Raw genomic sequence first — 21,603 nt, forward strand, 5'->3', positions numbered from 1 at the left:
TTCTTAACTGATTATGCGTATAGTGGATTGATTTTATCCGCATCAATACCATATTTCGCAATCGCATCAGCAACCACTTTCTTATCAATATCACCTTTCGCTGCCAATTCGGTCAATGCTGCCACCACAACATAGTGCGCATTCACCTCAAAGTGTTCACGCAAGTTCTCACGGCTGTCGGAACGACCAAAACCATCAGTGCCCAGCACGCGATAGCTTGAGGCAGGTACAAATGGATGCACTTGTTCAGCATATAATTTGATGTAATCTGTCGCTGCCACCGCTGGTGCATCGTTCATCACTTGCGCAATATACGGCACACGGGCTTTGTCAGTTGGATGCAACATATTGTAACGTTCGGCATCCGCACCTTCACGTGCCAATTCTGTAAATGAAGTCACGCTGTAAACATCAGATGTCACACCAAAGTCATCGGCCAAGAGCTTAGCGGCTTCACGCACATGGCGTAAAATCGCACCAGAGCCGAGTAATTGCACCTTGCCTTTGCCTTGACCATTGACGGTCTCAAATTTGTAGATACCTTTGCGGATACCTTCTTCCGCACCTTTTGGCATGGCTGGTTGGTCGTAGGTTTCGTTCAAGGTGGTGATGTAGTAGTACACGTTTTCTTGGTCTGGACCATACATACGACGCACACCATCTTGGATAATCACTGCCACTTCAAAAGCAAATGCTGGGTCATAAGACACACAGTTTGGAATCACCGCAGATTGAATGTGGCTGTGGCCATCTTCGTGTTGTAAACCTTCACCATTTAAGGTTGTACGTCCTGATGTGCCACCGATCATAAAGCCGCGTGCTTGTTGATCACCTGCTGCCCACATTAAATCACCCACACGTTGGAAACCAAACATAGAGTAATAAACAAAGAATGGGATCATTGGCACGTTGTTGGTGCTGTAAGAGGTCGCTGCCGCCAACCATGATGCAGTTGCACCTTGCTCGTTGATGCCTTCTTGCAGCACTTGGCCGTCCACTGCTTCACGATAATAGGCCACTTGTTCACGATCTTGTGGGGTGTAGTTTTGACCATGTGGGTTGTAAATACCGATTTGGCGGAATAAACCTTCCATACCAAAAGTACGGGCTTCGTCGGCAATGATTGGCACAATGTGTTTACCCACTGATTTATTTTTCAATAACACGTTCAATGAACGCACAAACGCCATGGTGGTTGAAATTGGGCGGTTTTGCGCTTCAAACAGTTGTGAAAAGTCTTCCAGCGGTGGCACGTCAAGCTCTGTGGTGAAACGGCGCGCACGAGTTGGTAAGTAGCCATTGAGTGCTTGGCGACGCTCGTGGAGATATTTGTACTCGTCTGAGCCTTCTTCAAATTTGATGTATGGCAATTTCTCAATATTCTCATCACTGACTGGGATTGAGAAATAATCACGCACATGACGCACGCCAGACATATCCATTTTTTTCACTTGGTGAGCAATATTTTTACCTTCGGCAGCTTCACCCATGCCGTAGCCTTTAATAGTTTTCACTAAAAGCACAACCGGTTTGCCTTTCACTTGTTTCGCTTTGTTAAACGCCGCGAACACTTTAATTGGGTCATGGCCACCACGGTTTAATGCCCAAATTTCATCATCGGTCATATCCGCAACCAATGCCGCCGTTTCAGGGTAACGGCCAAAGAAATGTTCACGCACATAGGCGCCATCTTTAGATTTCATGGTTTGATAGTCGCCGTCCACCACTTCGGTCATCAGTTGTAGCAATTTGCCTGAGGTATCGCGTTGCAATAGGCGATCCCAACGGCGGCCCCAAATGACTTTGATCACTTCCCAGCCACAGCCTGTGAATTGACCTTCTAACTCTTGAATAATTTTGCTGTTACCTGTGACTGGCCCATCAAGACGTTGCAAGTTACAGTTGATCACGAATACCAAATTGTCTAGTTTCTCGCGTGCCGCAAACGCCAACGCACCACGTGATTCGACTTCGTCCATTTCACCATCACCTAAGAAGGCGTAAACAGTTTGATCAGAGGTGTCTTTCAAGCCACGGTGTTCAAGGTATTTCAAGAAACGCGCTTGATAAATGGCATTCAATGGCCCTAAGCCCATAGATACGGTTGGGAATTGCCAAAATTCTGGCATTAATTTTGGATGCGGGTAGGAAGATAAACCATGACCATGCACCTCTTGACGGAAGTTATCCAATTGTTCTTCGCTTAAGCGGCCTTCAAGGAAAGCGCGAGCATAAATTCCTGGAGAAATATGACCTTGGAAGAAGACTAAATCCCCCCCACTTTGTTCTGTACGAGCTTTGAAGAAATGGTTAAAACACACTTCATACATGGTTGCGGCAGACTGGAATGACGCCATGTGACCGCCGAGTTCTAGGTCTTTTTTCGAGGCGCGCAACACCATCATAATAGCATTCCAGCGAATAGCGCCACGGATACGACGCTCAATGTCTAAATTACCTGGATAATTAGGTTCATCAGCGGTTGGAATGGTGTTGACATAGTCAGTGGTGGTGCCAGTTGGCAAGGAAACATTGTTAGCGCGTGCACGCTGCATTAATTGCTCAATAATAAACTGTGCACGTTCAACGCCTTCTTCACGGATCACGGAATCGATGGCTAATAGCCAATCATTTGTTTCCGCTGTATCCACGTCATTTTTAACCATATCGGACATAGTATTTCCTTTTTGTTGTTCAAAAGTGCGGTCAAGCCACAGATTTGATGATCACTTACACGAAAAGCAGATTTATTTTTTTCCATAAAATAAATATTAATGGTTTGTAATAAAAATGCTAAAAATTATCTTGTTTAATATAGCCTAAATTTGCAAAAAAATTAATCCCTATCTGTAAAATATCCGCCATTTACTCAACTTTTTTTGTAAAAAATTACCAATTTTGATAATTTCAAGTGCCAAGACCGCACTTTGCATTTTTCCCTGTGCAAATTCATAGCCTTTTGGCGAAAAATTCTCTAAAATAGCGCGTTTAATTTTCAAGCAGCACAAAAGTGCGGTTTTTTCTGTGGGATACAAGATGAGCAATAGCCCTAATATTGGATTTTTAAGTTTAGGCTGCCCGAAAAACTTAGTCGATTCGGAGCGGATTTTAACCGAGCTGCGCACGCAAGGCTATAACATTGTGCCTAATTATGATAATGCGGAGCTTGTGATCGTAAACACCTGTGGTTTTATTGACTCTGCCGTGCAAGAGTCGCTGGAAGCCATCGGTGAAGCATTAGATGAGAATGGCAAAGTGATCGTCACTGGTTGTCTTGGCGCAAAAGAAGACCAAATTCGCGAAGTCTATCCTAATGTACTGGCTATCAGTGGCCCGCACAGTTATGAAACCGTGCTTAAACAGGTGCATAAATATGTCCCACGCCCTGAATTCAACCCCTATTTGAGCCTAGTGCCCAAACAAGGTATCAAACTCACGCCAAAGCATTATGCCTATTTGAAAATCTCTGAAGGTTGCGACCATCGCTGCACGTTTTGCATTATCCCGTCTATGCGTGGAGACCTTGACAGCCGTCCTATCGGACAGGTGCTCGATGAGGCAAAACGGCTGGTGGACGCTGGCGTGAAAGAGCTGTTAGTGGTATCCCAAGACACCAGTGCTTACGCCCTCGATAAGACTAAAAAAGAGAAAAGCAAAATCGCCTTTTGGAATGGCATGCCGCTAAACAATTCGCTTCAAGCGTTGTGCGAGCAGCTTGCCACCCTCGGCGTGTGGGTGCGGCTGCATTATGTTTATCCGTATCCCCATGTGGACAAACTTATCCCACTAATGGCGCAGGGTAAAATTCTGCCGTATTTAGATATTCCGCTACAACATGCTAGCTCTAAAATTCTCAAAGCGATGAAGCGCCCTGGTAGCATTGACCGCACTTTAGAACGCATTAAGCAATGGCGTGAAATTTGCCCACAATTAACCTTGCGCTCAACCTTTATTGTCGGCTTTCCAGGGGAAACGGAAGACGATTTTCAACAACTGTTAGATTTCTTAGAAGCGGCACAGCTTGACCGTGTGGGCTGCTTTAAATTTAGCCCAGTGGAAGGCGCACCTGCCACCGAGATGGCAGAGCAAGTGCCTGAAGAGGTGAAAGAAGAACGTTACCACCGCTTTATGCAAACCCAACAGCGCATTTCCACTACACGTTTAGCACAAAAAGTGGGGCAAACGCTCACTGTGCTCATCGACGAAATTGACGATGACGGTATTATCGCACGCTCAATGGCCGATGCCCCCGAAATCGACGGGCTGGTGTATCTACAAAACCCAACGCAAAGTGCGGTCAAGGTCGGTGATTTTGTGCAAGCGAAGATTACTCATAGTGATGAGTATGACCTGTGGGGCGATATTGTCCGCTCATAGCGTTCGAAAACATACTAAAAAGGGGCATATATGCCCCTTTTTATTGCACCTTTATTTAGCCAAACATCCACGGCACCACTATAACGGTTGCGAGCATCACAATCAGCGTAAATGGCACGCCCACTTTCAAGAAATCCCCAAAGCAATAGCCACCTGGGCCTAAAACCATGGTATTCACAGGTGATGCCACAGGTGTCATAAAGGCGGCAGAGGCCGAAACCGCAATCGTAATCACAAATGGCACTGGGGAAGTATCCAGCGCTTGCGCCATAGCGATGGCAATCGGCGCCATCAAAATGGCAGTTGCCGTATTGGAGATAAATGAGCTGATCAGCGCACATAAAATAAACAGACTACCAAGAATGGCGTGAATGCCAAGCCCTCCGACAAGGTCCAATAAGCCATTGACGGCAAGGTCAATCCCGCCCGTTTTTGTCAAGGCGGTAGCAAATGGCATCATTCCCACAATCAAGACAATGCTTGGCCAGTGAATAGCGCGATAGGCACTTTTGGCGTCCACACAACGAAATTTTGCCAGTAACATACACGTTATAAGTGCTGCAATCACATTAGAAACAACGCCACTGAGCATCATCGCCACCATCAACGCCACCGACAAAATTGCATGGGGTGCTTGACTGGCGGCGGGTGCAACGTTGTCGATCTCAGCGGGATAGTTAAGGATAAAAAAATCACGACTATTAGAACGCATTTCTTGAATTAAACGCCACTCACCAATGACGAGGTATTGATCCCCAGCCGCCATTTCAATATCACTGGGATTGACTTCAAGCAGCTGCCCACCACGTTTAATGCCTACGATGATCAAGCCATAGCGCTGTTGAAACTTGATATCACGCACACTTTTGCCAATCAATGTGCTGTCTGGAATAGGTGAAATTTCTGCCATGCCGACAGTTTTTGATTTTTCACTAAAATAGTTACCACGCACCTCCATCGGCTTGAGTTTATTGGCCTCACAAAAGGCTTCCCAATCCAAATCAGGCGATGAAATATCTAACAATAAAATATCCTTAGCACGTAAATCAGATAAACCAAACGCGCTAACCACAATACGACGAATCCGTCGCCAACGCTCAATCGCCACCACCAAAATACCGTGTTGTGAATGCAGGTGTAGCTCATCTAGCGTTTTACCCACTAAAGGTGAATCAGGCAAAATCAGTGCTTGTTTAGAGCGCCCTTGCAAATGATAACTTTCAATCAAATCATTCATTGAAGTGCGATTGTAGTTTGTTTTTATATTCCCACCATCGCCATCCAATAAATGGCGCACAAACAGCATATACACCACGCCCAGCACCAACACCATAATCCCAATCGGTGTAAAAGAGAAAAAGTTAAGCGCAGGCAAGCCAGCACGCACCAGCTCAGCGTTGGCAATCAAGTTCGGCGGTGTGGCAATCAACGTCATCATACCGCTAATTAACCCTGCAATACTCAATGGCATCATTAATCGGCGTGGCGAGATATTCATACGAGTACAGATGGCCAATACCACAGGAATGAAAATCGCAACAATGCCCGTAGAACTCATAAACGCACCCAGTCCGCACACGATAAGCATTAATAGCAGCAGTACCTTTAACTCATTATTATTGGCCACTTTCAACAGCCACGCCCCCACCTGATAGGCCACCCCTGTACGCAATAGCGCATCCCCCACAATAAATAACAAGGCGATCAAAATCACATTAGGGTCACTAAAGCCCGCTAAAATTTCATTGGTGGAAAGAATACCACTGATACTGAACGCCACCATAATGAGCAACGCGACTACGTCCATGCGTAGTTTATTAGAGATGAATAATACAATAGCGGCGCCAAGGAAAAGCAGCACCCAATAAAGATCCGTGTTGATTGCGGAAAGTCCTGAAAATATACTCACAAAATGGCCATTAAACACAATTGAAAGACACGATTATAACACAGCCTTAAACATTAAAGTGCGGTTTTTTTGACGTTATTTGACCGCACTTTACACATTATTTGGCGTAATGCCATTATGCTACGCGGCGACGCACCTGATGAATTGTATTCGTTACCACCCCTTGCAAATCAACGTCATTTAATGACGCCAGCTGTAAACAAGACTGCGTGGAATCCAGCGGAAATAATACCCAGTTGACAGACGATGTTGAGAAGACTTCAAATATACTCAGCTGACCTGCAATCGCAATCACAACTAAATCCCCTTTATTTACCGCATTACTACGCTCCACCACCAGCACATCGCCCGCTTCAATTCCCCACGCGGTAAGATTAGTATTGCTTACGTGCATAAAAAAAGTCTCTTGCGGCTTTTTGATGCAATATTTATTCAAATCCAATTTATAGCGCACCGCACTTTGTGCATCTTTATCGTAGCACAGTGGCATAGGCTGATAACTGTATGCGCTGGGGTGTTGGTGACTCATCATTTTCATATCGGCTCCTTATAACAGCATCACTGTTTTTTTATACAGGTATTTATACTGTGTTTTTATACAATTCGCAAGCATTTTTTTGATCCTTTATTGACCGCATCACAATTTCATGGCTAACCCTTTGAAGATTTAACACATTTCACACTTTTTGTTTTGCATTATGTTTATTTTCGGGTAATCTTTCATCACTGGGGGCTTTGCTGAGCAAGGCCGTGTGTTTCACATGATGACTATAACTATCTTATGAGTAACTCAAATCGACTAACCGCACTTTTATTTCAAGGCAGTTTAATTGCTAAAATCGCTGTAGGCTTAGTGCTCGGGCTGATTGTAGCCCTGATCAGCGCACCACTAGAACCTACTTTAGGTTTTAATCTCGCTAATAGCGTTGGTGTGCTCGGAGAGCTTTTTGTACGCGCACTGCGCTCGATTGCACCCATTTTGATTTTTATTTTAGTGCTTTCAGCCATTAGTAATAAAAAGAAAAGTGACAGTGATCACAGTGGCAAAACCATGAAATCGATCATCGTGCTATATTTGATCGGCACTTTTTTAGCCGCCTTAGTGGCGGTGATTGCCAGTTATCTGTTCCCAACCACACTGTCATTAGCCACCACCGATGCTGAGCTCAGCCCACCACAAAATGTCACAGAAGTGATCATGAGTGTGCTGATGAACATTGTCGATAACCCAATTAAAGCCCTGTTCAACGCCAACTATATTGGCATTCTCGCGTGGGCAATTGGGCTGGGGTTTGCCCTGCGTCACGCTAGCGATACAACCAAGCGATTTATCCACGAGATGGCTGAAGCGGTGTCGATGATCGTGAAAGTGGTGATTGCCTTTGCGCCATTTGGGGTATTTGGCTTGGTGGCTATGTCTATTGCCTCACAAGGTTTGAGCGAACTTAATACCTACGCACGCCTGATTGCCGTGTTGGTGGGCGCAATGCTGTTTGTGGCATTTGTTGTCAACCCAATCTTAGTTTTCTGGAAAACACGCCAAAATCCTTTCCCATTGATTTGGGTGTGCATTCGTGAAAGTGGCCTAACCGCATTTTTTACTCGCAGTTCAGCTGCCAATATCCCTGTCAACATTAATTTGTGTAAACGCCTCAATCTCGATGAAGAAACTTACTCCGTTTCCATTCCACTCGGCGCATCAATTAATATGGCAGGAGCCGCCATCACGGTTACAATTTTGACCTTAGCCGCTGTCAACACGCTCGGCGTTGAAGTGAGCTTTACAACCGCACTTTTATTAAGTGTTGTTGCCAGCATCTGCGCCTGTGGTGCATCTGGTGTCGCAGGCGGTTCTTTACTGCTCATCCCACTGGCGTGTAGCCTTTTTGGGATTTCCAACGACATCGCCGCTCAGGTGATCGGTGTGGGCTTTATCATTGGGGTTATCCAAGACTCTGCAGAAACTGCGCTGAACTCCTCTACCGATGTGGTGTTCACTGCTGCCGCCGACATCGGCGAGCGCAACAAAATTAACTGATGAAAAGCGAACCTTGTGTTCGCTTTTTTCATGGGAAAACTATGTTAGAGCTACACAACGCACACATTAAAATTGCGCCACAGTGCTACCTTACCATTGATCATTTCACGCTGACCAAACCGCACTTTGCTGTAGTGGTGGGGCATAATGGTTCGGGCAAGAGCACACTAGCCCAGTTCATTAGCCAAGGTAAGCCTTGTGAACGCGGAGAATATCAAAATTATTTCCAACGCCCTGCGCTGCTTTCTTTGCGTGTGCATCAGAAACTGATTGAACGCATCGCGTATGAGCTTAACGATGACACACGTTCACCCGATGATCATGGCCCAAGTGCACAACAGATTATTTTAGAAAATGCCACGCAGCCCTCAACTCTACCCCGCATTGCCGCCCAACTTGGCATAACCGCACTTTTATCCACGCCATTTAAGCTGCTTTCGACGGGGCAAGCACGCAAGGTGCTGCTGGCAAAAAGTTTAATCAATGCGCCTGATTTGTTAATTTTAGACGAGCCTTTTGAAGGGTTAGATCACGCATCGCAAGCCCAGTGGCAAACGCTGATCGCCCAACTTAGCCAATCATGTTGCGTGGTGTTAATTCTCAATCGCCTGCACGATATTCCACCTGCCGCACAAAGTGTAACCCTGCTCAGCCACTGCCATCAAGTGCTGCAAGCACCTTTTGCTGAAGTGCAACAAAACCCGATTTTTCAGCAGTTATGCTATGCCGAAAACGCCACGCACCAAGCCATTCCTGCCCCTTTAAGCCCTGCGTCACCACTTACGTGCGCACTGTTGTTCGACCTTAAAGAGGTGTCTGTGCAATTTGGCGAAAAAATGATCTTAGATAAACTGTCATGGCAGGTGAAATCGGGTGAGCATTGGTGGATTAAAGGTGGCAATGGTTGCGGAAAATCAACCTTACTCTCCCTCATCACCGGCGATCATCCGCAAGCCTTTAATAATCATGTACACATTTTTGGTCGCCAACGTGGCAGCGGCGAAACCGTATGGGAAATCAAACAGCATATTGGTTATGTGTCCAATCAACTGCATTTAGACTATCGCGTCAACTGCTGTGCGCTGGATGTCATCATTTCGGGCTTTTTTGACTCCATTGGCGTTTATCAACACGTGGATGAACCAACACGCCTGCGTGCCATGCAATGGCTTGAGCGGCTTAACCTCACGGCATTGGCCAATCGCCCATTTAAAAGCCTTTCTTTTGGGCAGCAACGCCTTTTGCTGATTGCCCGCGCGATGGTTAAACACCCACCCGTGCTGATTTTAGATGAACCGCTAATGGGGCTTGATGCCCTCAATCGCCATTTGGTGCTGACATTTATTGAGCAGCTTATCGACAACAGTCAAACCCAACTCATTTTTGTTTCTCACCACGATGAGGACCAACCTCGTTGCATTAACCACACGCTGACTTTTATTGCAAACGGCACAGGTTATGATTATCATCAAGGTATTGTGTAATCATGGAGTTTATTATGGAATTTCTCGACAGCTTACCCGTAGCGGTCATCTTTTTTATCATTTTAGTGGTCGTCACGCTATTTTCCAGTTTGAAAACTGTACCACAAGGCTATCACTGGACGATTGAACGTTTTGGGCGCTACACTCGCACGCTGACCCCAGGCTTAAATTTTATTGTGCCGTTTATCGACCGCGTGGGGCGCAAAATCAATATGATGGAACAGGTGATCGACATTCCATCACAAGAAGTCATCTCTAAAGATAATGCCAACGTTTCCATTGATGCGGTGTGCTTTGTACAAGTGATCGACGCACGCAACGCCGCCTATGAAGTGAATAATCTAGAACAAGCGATTGTCAATCTCACCTTAACCAATATTCGTACCGTACTTGGTTCAATGGAGCTAGATGAAATGCTCTCACAGCGAGATTCGATCAACTCTCGCTTGCTCACGATTGTTGATGAAGCTACCAATCCGTGGGGCGTGAAAGTCACGCGAATTGAAATTCGTGATGTGCGCCCACCGCGTGAACTGATTGATTCAATGAACGCCCAAATGAAAGCGGAGCGGAATAAACGCGCGGAAGTGCTTGAGGCCGAAGGGATCCGCCAAGCGGCAATTTTACGCGCCGAAGGGGATAAACAATCACGCATTTTGCAAGCGGAAGGGGAACGCCAAGAGGCCTTCTTAAAAGCCGAAGCACGTGAGCGTGAAGCGCAAGCGGAGGCACGCGCCACCAAAATGGTGTCTGACGCTATCGCGCAAGGTGATACTAAAGCCATCAACTATTTCGTGGCACAACGCTACACCGAAGCGCTACAAAAAATCGGCCAAGCCGAGAACAGCAAAGTGGTGCTAATGCCGCTTGAGGCGGGCAATTTGATTGGCTCCATCGCTGGCATTGCGGAATTGTTGAAAACACAAAAAGACTAGGGGGCATTATGGCGTGGCTAACTGACTGGGGTGTGTGGCAGTGGCTCATTCTCGGCTTTATCTTGCTGATTGGTGAACTTTTACTTCCTGGTATTTTCTTGCTATGGTTTGGAGTTGCAGGCATTATTATGGCTGCCCTGACCGCACTTTTCTCTTTATCAACTGCGCTCAGTTGGGTGCTATTTGCCTGCATTGCTATTATATTCAGCCTCGCATGGTGGCGCATTCAGCATCGAAAAGATCAAGCCGATGACCATCATAACGATCTCAACCAGCGTGGCGTGGCTATGCTTGGGCAAACGGGGCGTGTGCTCGCATTCGCCGACAACGGCATCGGTCGAGGGCAATTTGGCGACACTACTTGGCGCATTCAAGGCAACGATTTACGCATCGGGGATAATATCACCGTCACCGCCGTGCATGGCATCACTCTCACCGTTGAGAAACACCCATGAAACAACACTTGATTATCTACGCACACCCTAACCCACAAAGTTTTAATCACGCCATTCTCGAGCAGGTTGTGCATGCCACGAAAAAGTGCGGTTGGCAGCCCGTGGTACGCGATTTGCACGCGCTTGAGTTCAACCCTGTGCTCTCTTGGCAAGAACTCGCCGAAAGTTATCAAGGCATCATCAATGAACACATCGCCCAAGAGCACGATTTTATCCGCCATGCTGATCTGATCACCTTAATTTACCCATTATGGTGGATGGGCTTCCCCGCCATCTTAAAAGGCTACCTTGACCGCACTTTAACTTTCGGCTTTGCCTATCAAACCCTCAACGGTAAATCGCAAGGCCTCCTCACAGGCAAACGGCTGCAACAGTTCATCACCATTGGTAGCAACTGGCAAGAATACACAGGCTTTGGCTTTGACAAATCCATTCGCGACACCCTCGCCGACGGCCTATTTAACTTTTGCGGCATCACAGACATCACCCACCATGTGTTTGATGATATTCATCTCGTTGACAAGCCAACACTAGCTAACTATTTGGAAAGTGCCTATCACATCACCGAGAAAAAACTAAACGCAATATCATCCCCCAATACATTTAGTAAAAGGCTCTAACCGCATTTTGACTAACTTAATGCCGTGAGTGTTTTAATCTGCTTATTCACTTCACTCATTACACTGAATTTTTTCAGGTTTTTAACTTTAGGGGAGATGACTTTGCCGTGGCGAAACTCGAACAAACCGATGCCACGAATGAAGAAACTGCCTGTGAACAAGATGCTCACATAGCGTGCAATTTGGAGGGGATTGTAACGTTTAAAAACACGAATTTGCATAGTACACTCCTGTTTTTATTGCTTTAATTATAGGGGTTGTCTGTATGATTTTCTTCTTGTTATCACGTTAGACTCAGTATAAAACAAAAAGTGCGGTTAATGGTGATTTAATTAACCGCACTTTGAATGAGATCACATTTTTTGCACTAGCTCTTTTTAGCGCGGCGAGAACGTACGGCTTGCGCTAAATCGCACAACGCTTTTTCGCTGTCTTCCCAGCCTAGGCAACTATCGGTGATGCTTTGCCCATATACTAGGGCTTTGCCGTCGACTAAGTTTTGTCGCCCTTCCACGAGATGGCTCTCAATCATCACGCCGAAAATGTGATATGAACCATTGGCGATTTGCTCACACACATCATGACATACATCAAGTTGTTTTTTAAACTGTTTTTGGCTATTAGCATGGCTAAAGTCAATCATCACATGGGCAACTTTACCCTTTTCTGCCAAACGTTCGCACACTTGCTCAACCGAGTCGGCATCATAGTTTGTTTGTTTATCGCCACCGCGCAAAATAATATGGCAATCTTCATTGCCTTTGGTGGTCACAATGGCAGAATGGCCGAATTTGGTGACGGATAAAAAATTATGGGGCGCTTGTGCCGCGCCAATGGCATCCAGCGCCACTTGTACACAACCGTTGGTGGCATTTTTAAAGCCCACTCCACATGAAAGCCCTGACGCCAACTCACGATGCACTTGAGATTCTGTGGTGCGCGCACCGATAGCCCCCCAACTCATGAAATCCGCCATGTATTGTGGGGTGATCATATCCAAAAACTCACCCGCAGCTGGCACTTGCATATCATTAATATCGGAAAGCACTTTACGCGCCATGCGCAGCCCGTCATTAATCAAAAAGCTATCGTTGAGATAAGGATCATTAATAAACCCTTTCCACCCCACCGTGGTACGCGGTTTTTCAAAATAAACCCGCATGATAATTTCAAGCTCATTTCCAAGCTCTGCACGCACCGCTTTGATTTTTTGTGCGTATTCCAGTGCTGCTGTTGGATCATGAATTGAGCACGGACCAATGATCACGAGCAAACGATCATCTTTACCATGAATAATGTTATGCGCTTTTTCACGTGCTTGCGCTACAGTTTCAGCGGCGATGTCACTGGCAGGATACTTTTCCAGCAACGCCACTGGTGGCAATAGTTGTTGTGTTTTTTCAATGCGTAAATCATCGTTTTTATAATATAGTTTATTTTTGCTGTTCATGTTCTTCTCTTATTAATAACTACTTAAAACCTGTGCTGGTGAGAGTTTCGCCGCACGCGAAGCGGGGTAAAGGCTTGCCATCAAACTTAAAATCAAGGCCGCAATAAACACCATTGCCACATCAAACCAGTGCAATTGACTTGGTAAGAAGTCGACAAAATAAATGCCATCAGACAAAATGTGAATATTAAAAAGTTGTTCAATGCCTTGAATAAGTGCGGTCAAGTTTAGTGCCACCAATACCCCTAAGATAATGCCATAAAAACACCCTTTCATGCCAGCGAGCATACCATAATAAATAAATATTCGACGAATAAAATGCCCATTGGCGCCGAGTGTGCGTAAAATGGCGATGTCCCCTTGCTTGTCTTTCACCGCCATAATCAGCGTGGATACAATATTAAAACACGCCACTCCAATCACGAGCACCATGGCGATATACATAATGCTGCGAATCAATTGAATATCGCGATACATATAGCCAAATTTACCCTGCCAACTGCTTGCCCATAGCTGTTGTGGATAATTGATAATCCCTTGATAATCAAGCTTGTCAAGCACAAAAGGATCATGCAGAGCGATTTCAATGCCAGTTGCTTCACGCTCGGAGAGATGTAGCAAATGGCGCAACTGCCCAATCGGCATCAAGGCAAAACTATGGTCAAGCTGGCCATCAAGGCGCAAAATACCTTCCACACGGATACGCTCCCGCTTACTTTTTGCCATATTGCCGCTGTTACCCTCTTGCCCTTGAGATAACAACAGCGTCACCCAATCGCCTTTTTGCACACCGAGATCGTGGGCAATTCCTGCGCCTAAAATCAGCCCTGAATCAGCATTGAACGCCTGCCATGCACCATCTTGTACAAATTGCCCCAACGCACTCACGTTATTTTGTGCTGCTTTGTCCACGCCACGCACCTGTACCACTTTCAGGCGATTGCCATTTTCGACTAAAGCAGTCGTGCTGACGTAGGGCGCCACGCCTTTAACCGCACTTTGTGCTGAAAACAGCGAGGCTAACTGTGCCCAATCGTGCACATAATTTTCACTGCCTGCTCGGGTGGCATAGGCATTAATTTCCACATTCGGCACCACCGCCAGCACCCGTTGGCGCAGCTCGCGCTCAAAGCCATTCATCGCACTTAGTCCAATAATCAATACCGCCACGCCAAGCGCTATGCCCACAGTGGAAAAGGCAGAAATTAAACTCACCAGCCGATTTTTCTGTTTGCCACGCTGATAGCGCCACGCCATCATTAACGGTGTGTTCATAGTGCAGCCTCAGTTTGTAACACGCCATCTCTCATCACCATTGTGCGTGACAATTTTTGTGCTAAAGTGCGGTCATGGGTCACTAACAAAAAGGCAATTTTTTGCTCTGCGTTGAGCATTTGGATCAATTCAAAAATGCTCTCAGTGGTTTTATGATCCAAATTCCCAGTAGGTTCATCGGCTAGCACTAAATCTGGCTGATTAACCAGCGCGCGAGCAATCGCTACCCGTTGTCGCTCACCGCCTGAAAGCGCAGAAGGACGATGGCTCAGACGATGTGCCAACCTAACCGCATGGAGCATATTTTCCGCCTTATCTTGCGCCTCACGCTTATTTTCTTTGCCAATCAAGAGCGGCATCATCACATTTTCAAGTGCTGAGAAATCCGCCATTAAGTGGTGAAATTGATACACAAAGCCGAGATGACGGTTGCGCAGCTGCGCTAATTGACGGCTGGAAAGACTAAATAAATCCTGATTGCACAACTGCACCGTGCCGCTATCGGGCTTATCCAACCCACCTAATAAGTGCAAAAGCGTACTTTTCCCCGAGCCTGAGCTGCCAACAATCGCCACCAATTCTTGTGGCTGCATAGCAAAACTCACCTGTTTAAGCACGTCGGTGGTTTTCTCGCCCTCTTGATAGGATTTGCACAATTGTTGACACGAGAGCAATGGCGTGTTTGAGAGAGTCATATTATTCATAGCGTAATGCGTCCGCAGGTTCAATTTTGGCTGCTCGATAAGCAGGATAAAGGGTTGAAAGCAACGTTAACGTCAGCGTGAGTACGCCTATCAGCAACAGCTGGTTGTGGTCAAACAATACAGGTAGATGAATGCTGTTTAACGGCAAATAGTGCATAATCTCATTGATGTTTGAGGCCACCAAAAAGCCCGCAAGCAAACCAATGGCGGTGCCGCTGACGCCAACCAATAGCCCTTGCAAAATAAAAATGCCCATCACATCACGCTTTTGCATACCTTGGGTTTGCAAAATGGCAATTTCCCCTTGTTTATCGAGTACCATTAAGCTCAAGCTCGTCACAATATTAGCAATCGCCACGATGATGATAAGACCAATCAGCAGCCCCATCATATTTTTTTCCATCGCCACTGCTTGGAAAAATTCACCTTTTTGCTCACGCCAATCAGCAATTTTCCATTTTTCTTCAGGAAAATCATGGGAAAGTGCGGTCACTTTAAATGGATCTTGCATAAATACACGCATACCTTGCACCTCATCAGGTGCGATGCGCAAAAGCCGACCAACATCGGCAAGATTGGCAAAAGCGCTGTGGCCGTCATTTTTCTGGCTGCTGTCTAACACTGCTGACACTTCAAACAAGCGCTGCACAGGCACGCGCCCAAATGGCGTATATTGGCTGTTCGCCGCCAACATCACCCGCACTTTATCCCCCACCTGTAAGTTGAGCTGTTGTGCCAGTGAATAAGGCAGCGCAATGCGATAACCACCTGCGGGCAAAGTGCGGTCAAAATCCGCAGTTTCATCCGCCAGTGTGGGATCATCGTCCCAGCTTTGCACCCCCAAAAGCCGTGCCGCACTCATGCCCGACGCCGTTTGCAAAATTACATCACTTTGATTAATTGGTACGGCGTGCATAATGCCTTGCGTGTGTGGCAAAGTAAAATCAACAGGCAAATGCCCCTGCTGCGGCATAATGATGGCATGGGGCAGGCTTGAGAGCACATTTACCTTTTGCTGATGCTGCAAGCCGTTCATCACAGAAAGTACGATCACCAACGCCATCACACCGAGTGTAATGCCAATGCTGCCCAGCCACGTGACAATGCGCCCAAAGCGATCGGCACTTTTTGAGCGCCAATAGCGCCATGCCACAAAAAGGGAGACATTCAATGCCATTATTGCTGCTCTTTAATCCATGTTTCGATATTATCGCGCACCTTATGTAACAAGGTGTCAATCGCACTATCCGATGCCCATGCGATATGCGGGGTGATGAGCAAGTTTGGTAATTCTTTAGCGGCTTGCATAATCACGTTACCTTTTTCTGGCGGCTCTTTGACCATCACATCTAACGCTGCGCCCCCAAGCTGACCGCACTTTAATGCCGCCACTAAAGCGTTCTCGTCCACCAATGGCCCGCGCCCCGTGTTGATCAAAAAAGCGCCTTTTTTCATTTTATTAATGGCGGCGGCGTTGATGATATTTTGCGTTTCTTCCGTCAGTGGGCAGTGCAAGCTGATGAAATCAGACTTTGCAAGCACATCATCAAACGGCAAATACCCTTCACGGCACGTACTTGCTTCTGCTCGCTCGGCGAAGATCACGTTCATGCCCACCGCACTTGCCAATCGCGCCACCTCAGTGCCTAAATTGCCCTTGCCGATAATGCCCAACGTTGATCCACGAATGTCGGTGATAGGATAATCAAAATAACAAAACTGTTTATTTTCAACCCAGCGATCGCTTAATTGATCGCGATACCAGCCCATTAAGCTGTGTTTTAAGGCGAAGATCATGCCTAAAACGTGTTCAGGCACGCAAGTGGAGGAATAGCCTGCGACATTTTTCACGCAAATGCCACATTCTTTCGCGGCTTCTAAATCGACATTGTTCATGCCCGTTGCAGTGATGGCAATCAATTTTAAACGTGGCAATTTCGCCATTAATTCACGATCAATCACTACTTTATTAGTCACCGCCACATCCGCTGCTTTGAGCCGTTCAAGTCTGTCTTCAGGGTCAGTGAAAGGATAGGTAATCCAGTTGTGTTCTAGGCGCGGTTTTGGCACGACGACACCTTTGGGAAAAGTGTCAGCATCAAGATGCACAATCGTCAGCATAGGCTCTCCTTTTGTCACTAATGATAAATGTGGCTAATGTTTTCCAATTGGGTAATCTTATCACGCAAAACTTGACTATTGGGATCTTCTGGGCATTTTTTTATAAAATTGTTAAAATCATCACGCGCCAGCGCCACACAGCCTAAATTCGCGAGCACCACGCCGCGGTCTAACAGTTCGTAAGGATTTTCAGGGTAACGCTGCATACACCACTCAATCAAGCGCAACGCCGCCATATCCTGCTCTTCACGCATTAATGCCATTTTGGTCAATTGCACCAAACGCCCTTCCAGAATTTCAGTATCAGCTAGCGCCACATCGCGTGGGTTAAGTGTAGCGCCAAAACCGAGATGACCTTGAATTAATTTGTTCAAATGATCAAGGCTAATGTAATCACCATTCCAAGGGTCAATGAATGCCACCTCACGCCCCACTTGCGCTTTTAAAATCAACTGGGTTGGGAAATTGACAGGCAACAGCGGCAAGGCAAAGCGGTTGGCTAAAAAAAGCAAAATTGCGCCAAGAGACACTGGCATACCTCGCTTGCTGTCTAAGATGGTCGAAATTTTCAGGTTATCCGATAAGTAATAGCGCATGGGATCACAAGCAAAGCCAAGATCACGATAAAAAATGTGTAATAGCTGATCGATTTGGGCTTTCACGGGCAAAGTGCGGTCTAATTTGCCCCCCACCTCGCGTACCAAATGCCCTAACTGGCCATAAATGCGGCGCGGTTTGAGTTCATCACTCAGCACCGACTCCAGTGTCACCATCAAATTGATTAAGATACGCTGGGCGTGGGCTTCGGTTTTACTTAAGCGTTCGTGTTGTGTTTGTGTCATGTTGGTTTACCTGCCAAAGTTACACGCTCAAGGCCTGCATAATCGAAAATAGTTTGAATGTGTTGCCAATGTTGTTGCAAAAATTGTGATCTCACCGCCTCACCTTGCTGCCAGCCATGTTCAAGCAAGAGATAGCCGCCATCATTAAGGTGGGCTGGGGATTGTCGAATAATCTGTTCAATGTCACCCAAACCGCACTTTTGTGCCACCAATGCACTGCGCGGCTCAAAGCGCACGTCGCCTTGCTCAAGATGCGGATCGGCTGCATCAATATAGGGCGGATTACTCACAATCAAATCGAAATGTTGACCTAACAGCGCGTGAAACCAATCGCTTTGCACAAACTCCACGCAAAAGATGCCGTTGCGCTGCTGATTACGCTTGGCCAGTGCAACCGCACTTTCAATTTTATCCACCCCGACCACGCGCAAATGGCAATCATGCTGCTGACAATAGGGCTGAAGTTCACACGCCAGTGCCAGTGCTATTGCCCCGGTGCCCGTGCCGAGATCAAGAATCGCAAAGTGCGGTGGATTGAGCTGTGCGATCGCCGCACGCGCCAGATCCAGCGCGCGCTCAACCAGCACTTCCGTATCTGGGCGAGGGATCAACGTACTTGAGTCAACGTCTAAATTCAGCGACCAAAACGCCTTTTCCCCTAAAATATACGCCATCGGCTCACCTTGACAACGGCGATTGAAAAGTGCGGTCAATGCACTTAATTGTGTATCAGTTAAGAATTCATCATCAAATGCTATTAACTGCGCGCGTGTCTTTCCTGTAACCTTCTCGAGCAGTAGGTAAGCATCCAGTTTTGCGCTTTGCCCCACACCGCACTTTGTCAGTGTTTCAACCGCACTTTTAAGCCAATCGGCGTAAGTGATCATTAACTCTCGTCCGACAGCGCAGCGAGTTGGTCCGCTTGATATTCGGTGATGATCGGCTGAATTAACTCGTCCATTTTGCCGTTCATCACCTCATCGAGACGGTAGAGCGTTAAATTGATGCGATGATCTGTTACCCGCCCTTGTGGGTAGTTGTAAGTGCGGATTTTGTCCGAGCGATCGCCACTGCCGAGCAAGTCACGGCGAGTATTGGCGGTTTCTGCCGCTTTGCGCTCTTCTTCGGCTTTCACAATGCGTGAGGCCAGCACCGACATCGCTTTGGCTTTATTTTTATGTTGTGAACGCTCGTCTTGACATTCCACCACAATGCCCGTTGGCAAGTGGGTAATCCGCACCGCAGAATCGGTGGTGTTTACGTGCTGACCACCAGCGCCCGATGAACGGTAGGTGTCAATTTTCAAATCGACAGGGTTAATTTCAGGCAATTCAGATTCTGGCAATTCAGGCATCACTGCCACAGTACATGCCGAGGTATGAATACGCCCTTGTGATTCGGTTTTCGGCACGCGCTGCACCCGATGCCCACCGGATTCAAATTTTAACTGCCCATAAACGCCCTCACCGCTGACTTTTGCGATTACCTCTTTAAAGCCACCTTGCTCGCTTTCATTCGCGCTCATCAGCTCCACTCGCCAGCGCTTGATTTCCGCATAACGGCTATACATTCGAAACAAATCACCACAGAAAATACCCGCTTCATCGCCCCCTGTACCCGCACGAATCTCCAAAAAGCAGTTGTATTCGTCATTCGGATCTTTCGGCAGCAATAACACTTGCAAACGCTGCTCAAGGGTTTCACTTTCCGCTTTGCATTGCTCAATTTCTTCTTGTGCCATCTCTTTCATCGCGGGATCATCAAGCAATAATTGTGCTTGCTCGAGATCGTCTTGCTGTTTTTTCCACGCATTGAAGCATTCCACCACCTCGCCGAGTTGGGCATATTCTTTGGAATAGGCGCGGAATTTGTCTTGATCGCCTATCACCTCAGGCGAGCCGAGCAAAGCTTGCAGCTCTTCATGGCGCTCGTTGAGGCTATCTAATTTTGCAATAATGGACTCTTTCATTGTTTTTATGTCTAAATGTCGATTAATAACGGGCTATTCTAGCCTACTTTGTGGGATTTTTTAACTGTTTTGGCTTAATCTTCGTGCTCGTTATCAAGCCCGAGTGCGCTCGAAAAAAGTTGCAGCGCCTGTGCATCACCTTGTTTCACCAATTGCGTAATGGCGTGAGTGGGCGGGTGCAACAAGCTATTTGTGAGCTTGTAACTCATCTCTTGCAGCACTTTGTCCACATCTTGCCCCTGCGCAAGGGCGGCCTGCGCTTTCGACAATAACGCCTGACGCGTAGCTTCTGCGCTCGTGCGGTATTTACGGATTAAATTCGAAGATTGATGCAATTTCAACCATTGAAAGAAAGCTTGCGCCTCTTGCGCAACAATCAGCTCTGCTTGCTCGGAAGCTTGCTGGCGCTGGGCTTTGTTTTGCTCAATAATGTGTTGCAAATCGTCCACACAATAGTGATAAACCGCATCAAGCTCGGCAACTTTTTCCTCCACATCACGTGGCACCGCAATATCAATAATCAACATCGGGCGATATTTACGCGCTTTTTGCGCGGCTTTGACCATGTTCACGTCAATCAACGGCGTCGTGCTGGCGGTAGAACAAATCACAATGTCGGCTTGATTCAGCCCCTGTTGTAAATCCGCAAGGGAAAGCACCGTCATCGGCGAAACGCGCTCACTTAGCGCGCGCGCACGCGCTAAAGTGCGGTTGGCGATCATCACCTTGCTTGCCCCTTGCTGAAAAAGATAGCGACTCACCAGCTCAATGGTTTCCCCCGCGCCGAGCAATAAAATCGTCAGCGGCTGGAAAGAATCAAAAATCTGGCGCGCAAGACTGGTGGCGGCATACGCCACCGACACGGCACTGCTGCCGATTGCCGTTTCACTGCGCACGCGTTTAGCGCTGGCAAAACTTTTTTGAAAAAGGCGGGAAAATTCACTGCTTAAGGTTAAGCCTTGACGGTGATAAAACTGCTCACTAGCAGCGAAGGCTTGTTTCACTTGACCTAAAATTTGTGGCTCGCCTAAAATCAAAGAATCCAGCCCACAAGCAACACGCATCAAATGGCGTGCCACGCCCATATTTTGCTCAACGTAAAGGCTTTTTTGCACCTCGGATTGGCTCACCCCATGCAACGCCACAAACCACGCAAAAATGCTCTCCAGCCACGTTCGGTTTTTCTCGCTGTGTTCATCAGGGGAAATATGGCGCGCGTGGATATAAATTTCCGTGCGGTTGCAGGTGGAAAGAATCACCGCACCTTCACCTAAGTGCTGTGCGTGAATTTGTTGCAAGGCAAACTCGCGCTTTTCATCACTGAAAGCAACCTTCTCGCGCAACTCCACTGGCGCGGTTTTATGATTAATGCCAAGCAATAAAATGGTCATTTGGGCTTGCCCCACTCCCCACACGAACCGCAA

At 46.9% G+C, this 21,603-nt stretch carries 19 protein-coding genes; 6 read left to right on the forward strand and 13 right to left on the reverse strand.

Annotation, left to right across the window (positions count from 1 at the left end; all coding sequences use genetic code 11):
- Positions 1 to 11 precede the first annotated feature (11 nt).
- Positions 12 to 2,675 carry a pyruvate dehydrogenase (acetyl-transferring), homodimeric type gene (gene aceE / locus HPC38_RS00770; protein WP_208119374.1) on the reverse strand — a complete coding sequence of 888 codons (2,664 nt, stop codon included), beginning with the start codon at positions 2,673 to 2,675 and terminating at the stop codon, positions 12 to 14.
- Between the two features lie 361 nt (positions 2,676 to 3,036).
- Here aceE and rimO point away from each other — a divergent pair, with 361 nt between their 5' ends.
- The gene (gene rimO, locus HPC38_RS00775) at positions 3,037 to 4,377 is read left to right on the forward strand and encodes a 30S ribosomal protein S12 methylthiotransferase RimO (RefSeq protein WP_208119375.1); all 1,341 of its coding nucleotides are present in this window, start codon (positions 3,037 to 3,039) and stop codon (positions 4,375 to 4,377) included.
- 55 nt (positions 4,378 to 4,432) lie between these two features.
- Here rimO and HPC38_RS00780 read toward each other — a convergent pair whose 3' ends face one another.
- Positions 4,433 to 6,286 (reverse strand): SLC13 family permease, encoded by a 1,854-nt coding sequence (locus tag HPC38_RS00780; RefSeq protein WP_208119376.1) that lies wholly within the window; start codon positions 6,284 to 6,286, stop codon positions 4,433 to 4,435.
- Positions 6,287 to 6,401: 115 nt separating this feature from the next.
- Positions 6,402 to 6,824: a S24 family peptidase gene (locus HPC38_RS00785; protein WP_208119377.1), complete on the reverse strand. Its 423-nt coding sequence runs from the start codon at positions 6,822 to 6,824 to the stop codon at positions 6,402 to 6,404.
- Positions 6,825 to 7,067: 243 nt separating this feature from the next.
- On the opposite strand from HPC38_RS00785, the gene sstT reads away from it, so the two are divergent.
- Genes sstT through HPC38_RS00810 form a run of 5 tightly spaced genes read left to right on the forward strand, consistent with a single transcriptional unit; the run spans position 7,068 to position 11,818 of the window.
- Positions 7,068 to 8,324, forward strand: coding sequence for a serine/threonine transporter SstT (sstT, locus tag HPC38_RS00790; RefSeq protein WP_208119378.1), 1,257 nt, complete (start codon positions 7,068 to 7,070; stop codon positions 8,322 to 8,324).
- Positions 8,325 to 8,365: 41 nt separating this feature from the next.
- Positions 8,366 to 9,808: a molybdate ABC transporter ATP-binding protein ModF gene (modF, locus tag HPC38_RS00795; RefSeq protein ID WP_208119379.1), complete on the forward strand. Its 1,443-nt coding sequence runs from the start codon at positions 8,366 to 8,368 to the stop codon at positions 9,806 to 9,808.
- Positions 9,809 to 9,822: 14 nt separating this feature from the next.
- Positions 9,823 to 10,743 (forward strand): SPFH domain-containing protein, encoded by a 921-nt coding sequence (locus tag HPC38_RS00800; RefSeq protein ID WP_208119380.1) that lies wholly within the window; start codon positions 9,823 to 9,825, stop codon positions 10,741 to 10,743.
- A gap of 8 nt (positions 10,744 to 10,751) precedes the next feature.
- Positions 10,752 to 11,198, forward strand: a complete 447-nt coding sequence (locus tag HPC38_RS00805; protein WP_208119381.1) for an NfeD family protein — start codon at positions 10,752 to 10,754, stop codon at positions 11,196 to 11,198.
- Positions 11,195 to 11,818: an NAD(P)H-dependent oxidoreductase gene (locus HPC38_RS00810; protein ID WP_208119382.1), complete on the forward strand. Its 624-nt coding sequence runs from the start codon at positions 11,195 to 11,197 to the stop codon at positions 11,816 to 11,818. Before HPC38_RS00805 ends, HPC38_RS00810 begins: the two co-directional genes overlap by 4 nt.
- A gap of 11 nt (positions 11,819 to 11,829) precedes the next feature.
- On the opposite strand, the gene HPC38_RS00815 is transcribed toward HPC38_RS00810, so the two are convergent.
- From HPC38_RS00815 to hemA, 10 genes are all read right to left on the reverse strand, one after another.
- Positions 11,830 to 12,039: a DUF1107 family protein gene (locus HPC38_RS00815; protein ID WP_235977540.1), complete on the reverse strand. Its 210-nt coding sequence runs from the start codon at positions 12,037 to 12,039 to the stop codon at positions 11,830 to 11,832.
- 146 nt (positions 12,040 to 12,185) lie between these two features.
- On the reverse strand, positions 12,186 to 13,268 hold the full coding sequence (gene aroG, locus HPC38_RS00820) for a 3-deoxy-7-phosphoheptulonate synthase AroG (protein WP_208119383.1): 1,083 nt from the start codon (positions 13,266 to 13,268) through the stop codon (positions 12,186 to 12,188).
- A gap of 12 nt (positions 13,269 to 13,280) precedes the next feature.
- Entirely contained in the window at positions 13,281 to 14,543 is a 1,263-nt protein-coding gene (gene lolE / locus HPC38_RS00825) for a lipoprotein-releasing ABC transporter permease subunit LolE (RefSeq protein WP_208119384.1), read from the reverse strand.
- A complete protein-coding gene (gene lolD, locus HPC38_RS00830) occupies positions 14,540 to 15,238 on the reverse strand; it encodes a lipoprotein-releasing ABC transporter ATP-binding protein LolD (RefSeq protein ID WP_208119469.1) in 699 nt (232 codons plus the stop codon). Before lolD ends, lolE begins: the two co-directional genes overlap by 4 nt.
- Before the next feature lies 1 nt (position 15,239).
- Entirely contained in the window at positions 15,240 to 16,424 is a 1,185-nt protein-coding gene (locus HPC38_RS00835; RefSeq protein WP_208119385.1) for a lipoprotein-releasing ABC transporter permease subunit, read from the reverse strand.
- Complete coding sequence (locus HPC38_RS00840; RefSeq protein WP_208119386.1) at positions 16,424 to 17,368, reverse strand: 2-hydroxyacid dehydrogenase; 945 nt, start codon at positions 17,366 to 17,368, stop codon at positions 16,424 to 16,426. The genes HPC38_RS00835 and HPC38_RS00840 overlap by 1 nt, the downstream gene beginning before the upstream one ends.
- A 17-nt stretch (positions 17,369 to 17,385) precedes the next feature.
- Positions 17,386 to 18,210 carry a SirB1 family protein gene (locus HPC38_RS00845; RefSeq protein ID WP_208119387.1) on the reverse strand — a complete coding sequence of 275 codons (825 nt, stop codon included), beginning with the start codon at positions 18,208 to 18,210 and terminating at the stop codon, positions 17,386 to 17,388.
- A complete protein-coding gene (gene prmC / locus HPC38_RS00850) occupies positions 18,207 to 19,094 on the reverse strand; it encodes a peptide chain release factor N(5)-glutamine methyltransferase (RefSeq protein WP_408021832.1) in 888 nt (295 codons plus the stop codon). Before prmC ends, HPC38_RS00845 begins: the two co-directional genes overlap by 4 nt.
- A gap of 2 nt (positions 19,095 to 19,096) precedes the next feature.
- Positions 19,097 to 20,179, reverse strand: coding sequence for a peptide chain release factor 1 (prfA, locus tag HPC38_RS00855; RefSeq protein WP_208119389.1), 1,083 nt, complete (start codon positions 20,177 to 20,179; stop codon positions 19,097 to 19,099).
- A gap of 74 nt (positions 20,180 to 20,253) precedes the next feature.
- Positions 20,254 to 21,570 (reverse strand): glutamyl-tRNA reductase, encoded by a 1,317-nt coding sequence (gene hemA, locus HPC38_RS00860; protein ID WP_208119390.1) that lies wholly within the window; start codon positions 21,568 to 21,570, stop codon positions 20,254 to 20,256.
- Positions 21,571 to 21,603 lie beyond the last annotated feature (33 nt).

Origin of the sequence: Spirabiliibacterium pneumoniae (assembly GCF_014884995.1) — a bacterium.
In the GTDB taxonomy this organism is placed as follows: Bacteria; Pseudomonadota; Gammaproteobacteria; order Enterobacterales; family Pasteurellaceae; genus Spirabiliibacterium; species Spirabiliibacterium pneumoniae.

What these genes read in the sequence shown, in the direction of transcription:
- aceE (WP_208119374.1), bottom strand. Translation starts at nt 2,675, where the DNA reads ATGTCCGATATGGTTAAAAATGACGTGGATACAGCGGAAACAAATGAT.
- rimO (WP_208119375.1), top strand. Translation starts at nt 3,037, where the DNA reads ATGAGCAATAGCCCTAATATTGGATTTTTAAGTTTAGGCTGCCCGAAA.
- HPC38_RS00785 (WP_208119377.1), bottom strand. Translation starts at nt 6,824, where the DNA reads ATGAAAATGATGAGTCACCAACACCCCAGCGCATACAGTTATCAGCCT.
- sstT (WP_208119378.1), top strand. Translation starts at nt 7,068, where the DNA reads ATGAGTAACTCAAATCGACTAACCGCACTTTTATTTCAAGGCAGTTTA.
- modF (WP_208119379.1), top strand. Translation starts at nt 8,366, where the DNA reads ATGTTAGAGCTACACAACGCACACATTAAAATTGCGCCACAGTGCTAC.
- HPC38_RS00800 (WP_208119380.1), top strand. Translation starts at nt 9,823, where the DNA reads ATGGAATTTCTCGACAGCTTACCCGTAGCGGTCATCTTTTTTATCATT.
- HPC38_RS00805 (WP_208119381.1), top strand. Translation starts at nt 10,752, where the DNA reads ATGGCGTGGCTAACTGACTGGGGTGTGTGGCAGTGGCTCATTCTCGGC.
- HPC38_RS00810 (WP_208119382.1), top strand. Translation starts at nt 11,195, where the DNA reads ATGAAACAACACTTGATTATCTACGCACACCCTAACCCACAAAGTTTT.
- HPC38_RS00815 (WP_235977540.1), bottom strand. Translation starts at nt 12,039, where the DNA reads ATGCAAATTCGTGTTTTTAAACGTTACAATCCCCTCCAAATTGCACGC.
- aroG (WP_208119383.1), bottom strand. Translation starts at nt 13,268, where the DNA reads ATGAACAGCAAAAATAAACTATATTATAAAAACGATGATTTACGCATT.
- lolE (WP_208119384.1), bottom strand. Translation starts at nt 14,543, where the DNA reads ATGAACACACCGTTAATGATGGCGTGGCGCTATCAGCGTGGCAAACAG.
- lolD (WP_208119469.1), bottom strand. Translation starts at nt 15,238, where the DNA reads ATGACTCTCTCAAACACGCCATTGCTCTCGTGTCAACAATTGTGCAAA.
- HPC38_RS00835 (WP_208119385.1), bottom strand. Translation starts at nt 16,424, where the DNA reads ATGGCATTGAATGTCTCCCTTTTTGTGGCATGGCGCTATTGGCGCTCA.
- HPC38_RS00840 (WP_208119386.1), bottom strand. Translation starts at nt 17,368, where the DNA reads ATGCTGACGATTGTGCATCTTGATGCTGACACTTTTCCCAAAGGTGTC.
- HPC38_RS00845 (WP_208119387.1), bottom strand. Translation starts at nt 18,210, where the DNA reads ATGACACAAACACAACACGAACGCTTAAGTAAAACCGAAGCCCACGCC.
- prfA (WP_208119389.1), bottom strand. Translation starts at nt 20,179, where the DNA reads ATGAAAGAGTCCATTATTGCAAAATTAGATAGCCTCAACGAGCGCCAT.
- hemA (WP_208119390.1), bottom strand. Translation starts at nt 21,570, where the DNA reads ATGACCATTTTATTGCTTGGCATTAATCATAAAACCGCGCCAGTGGAG.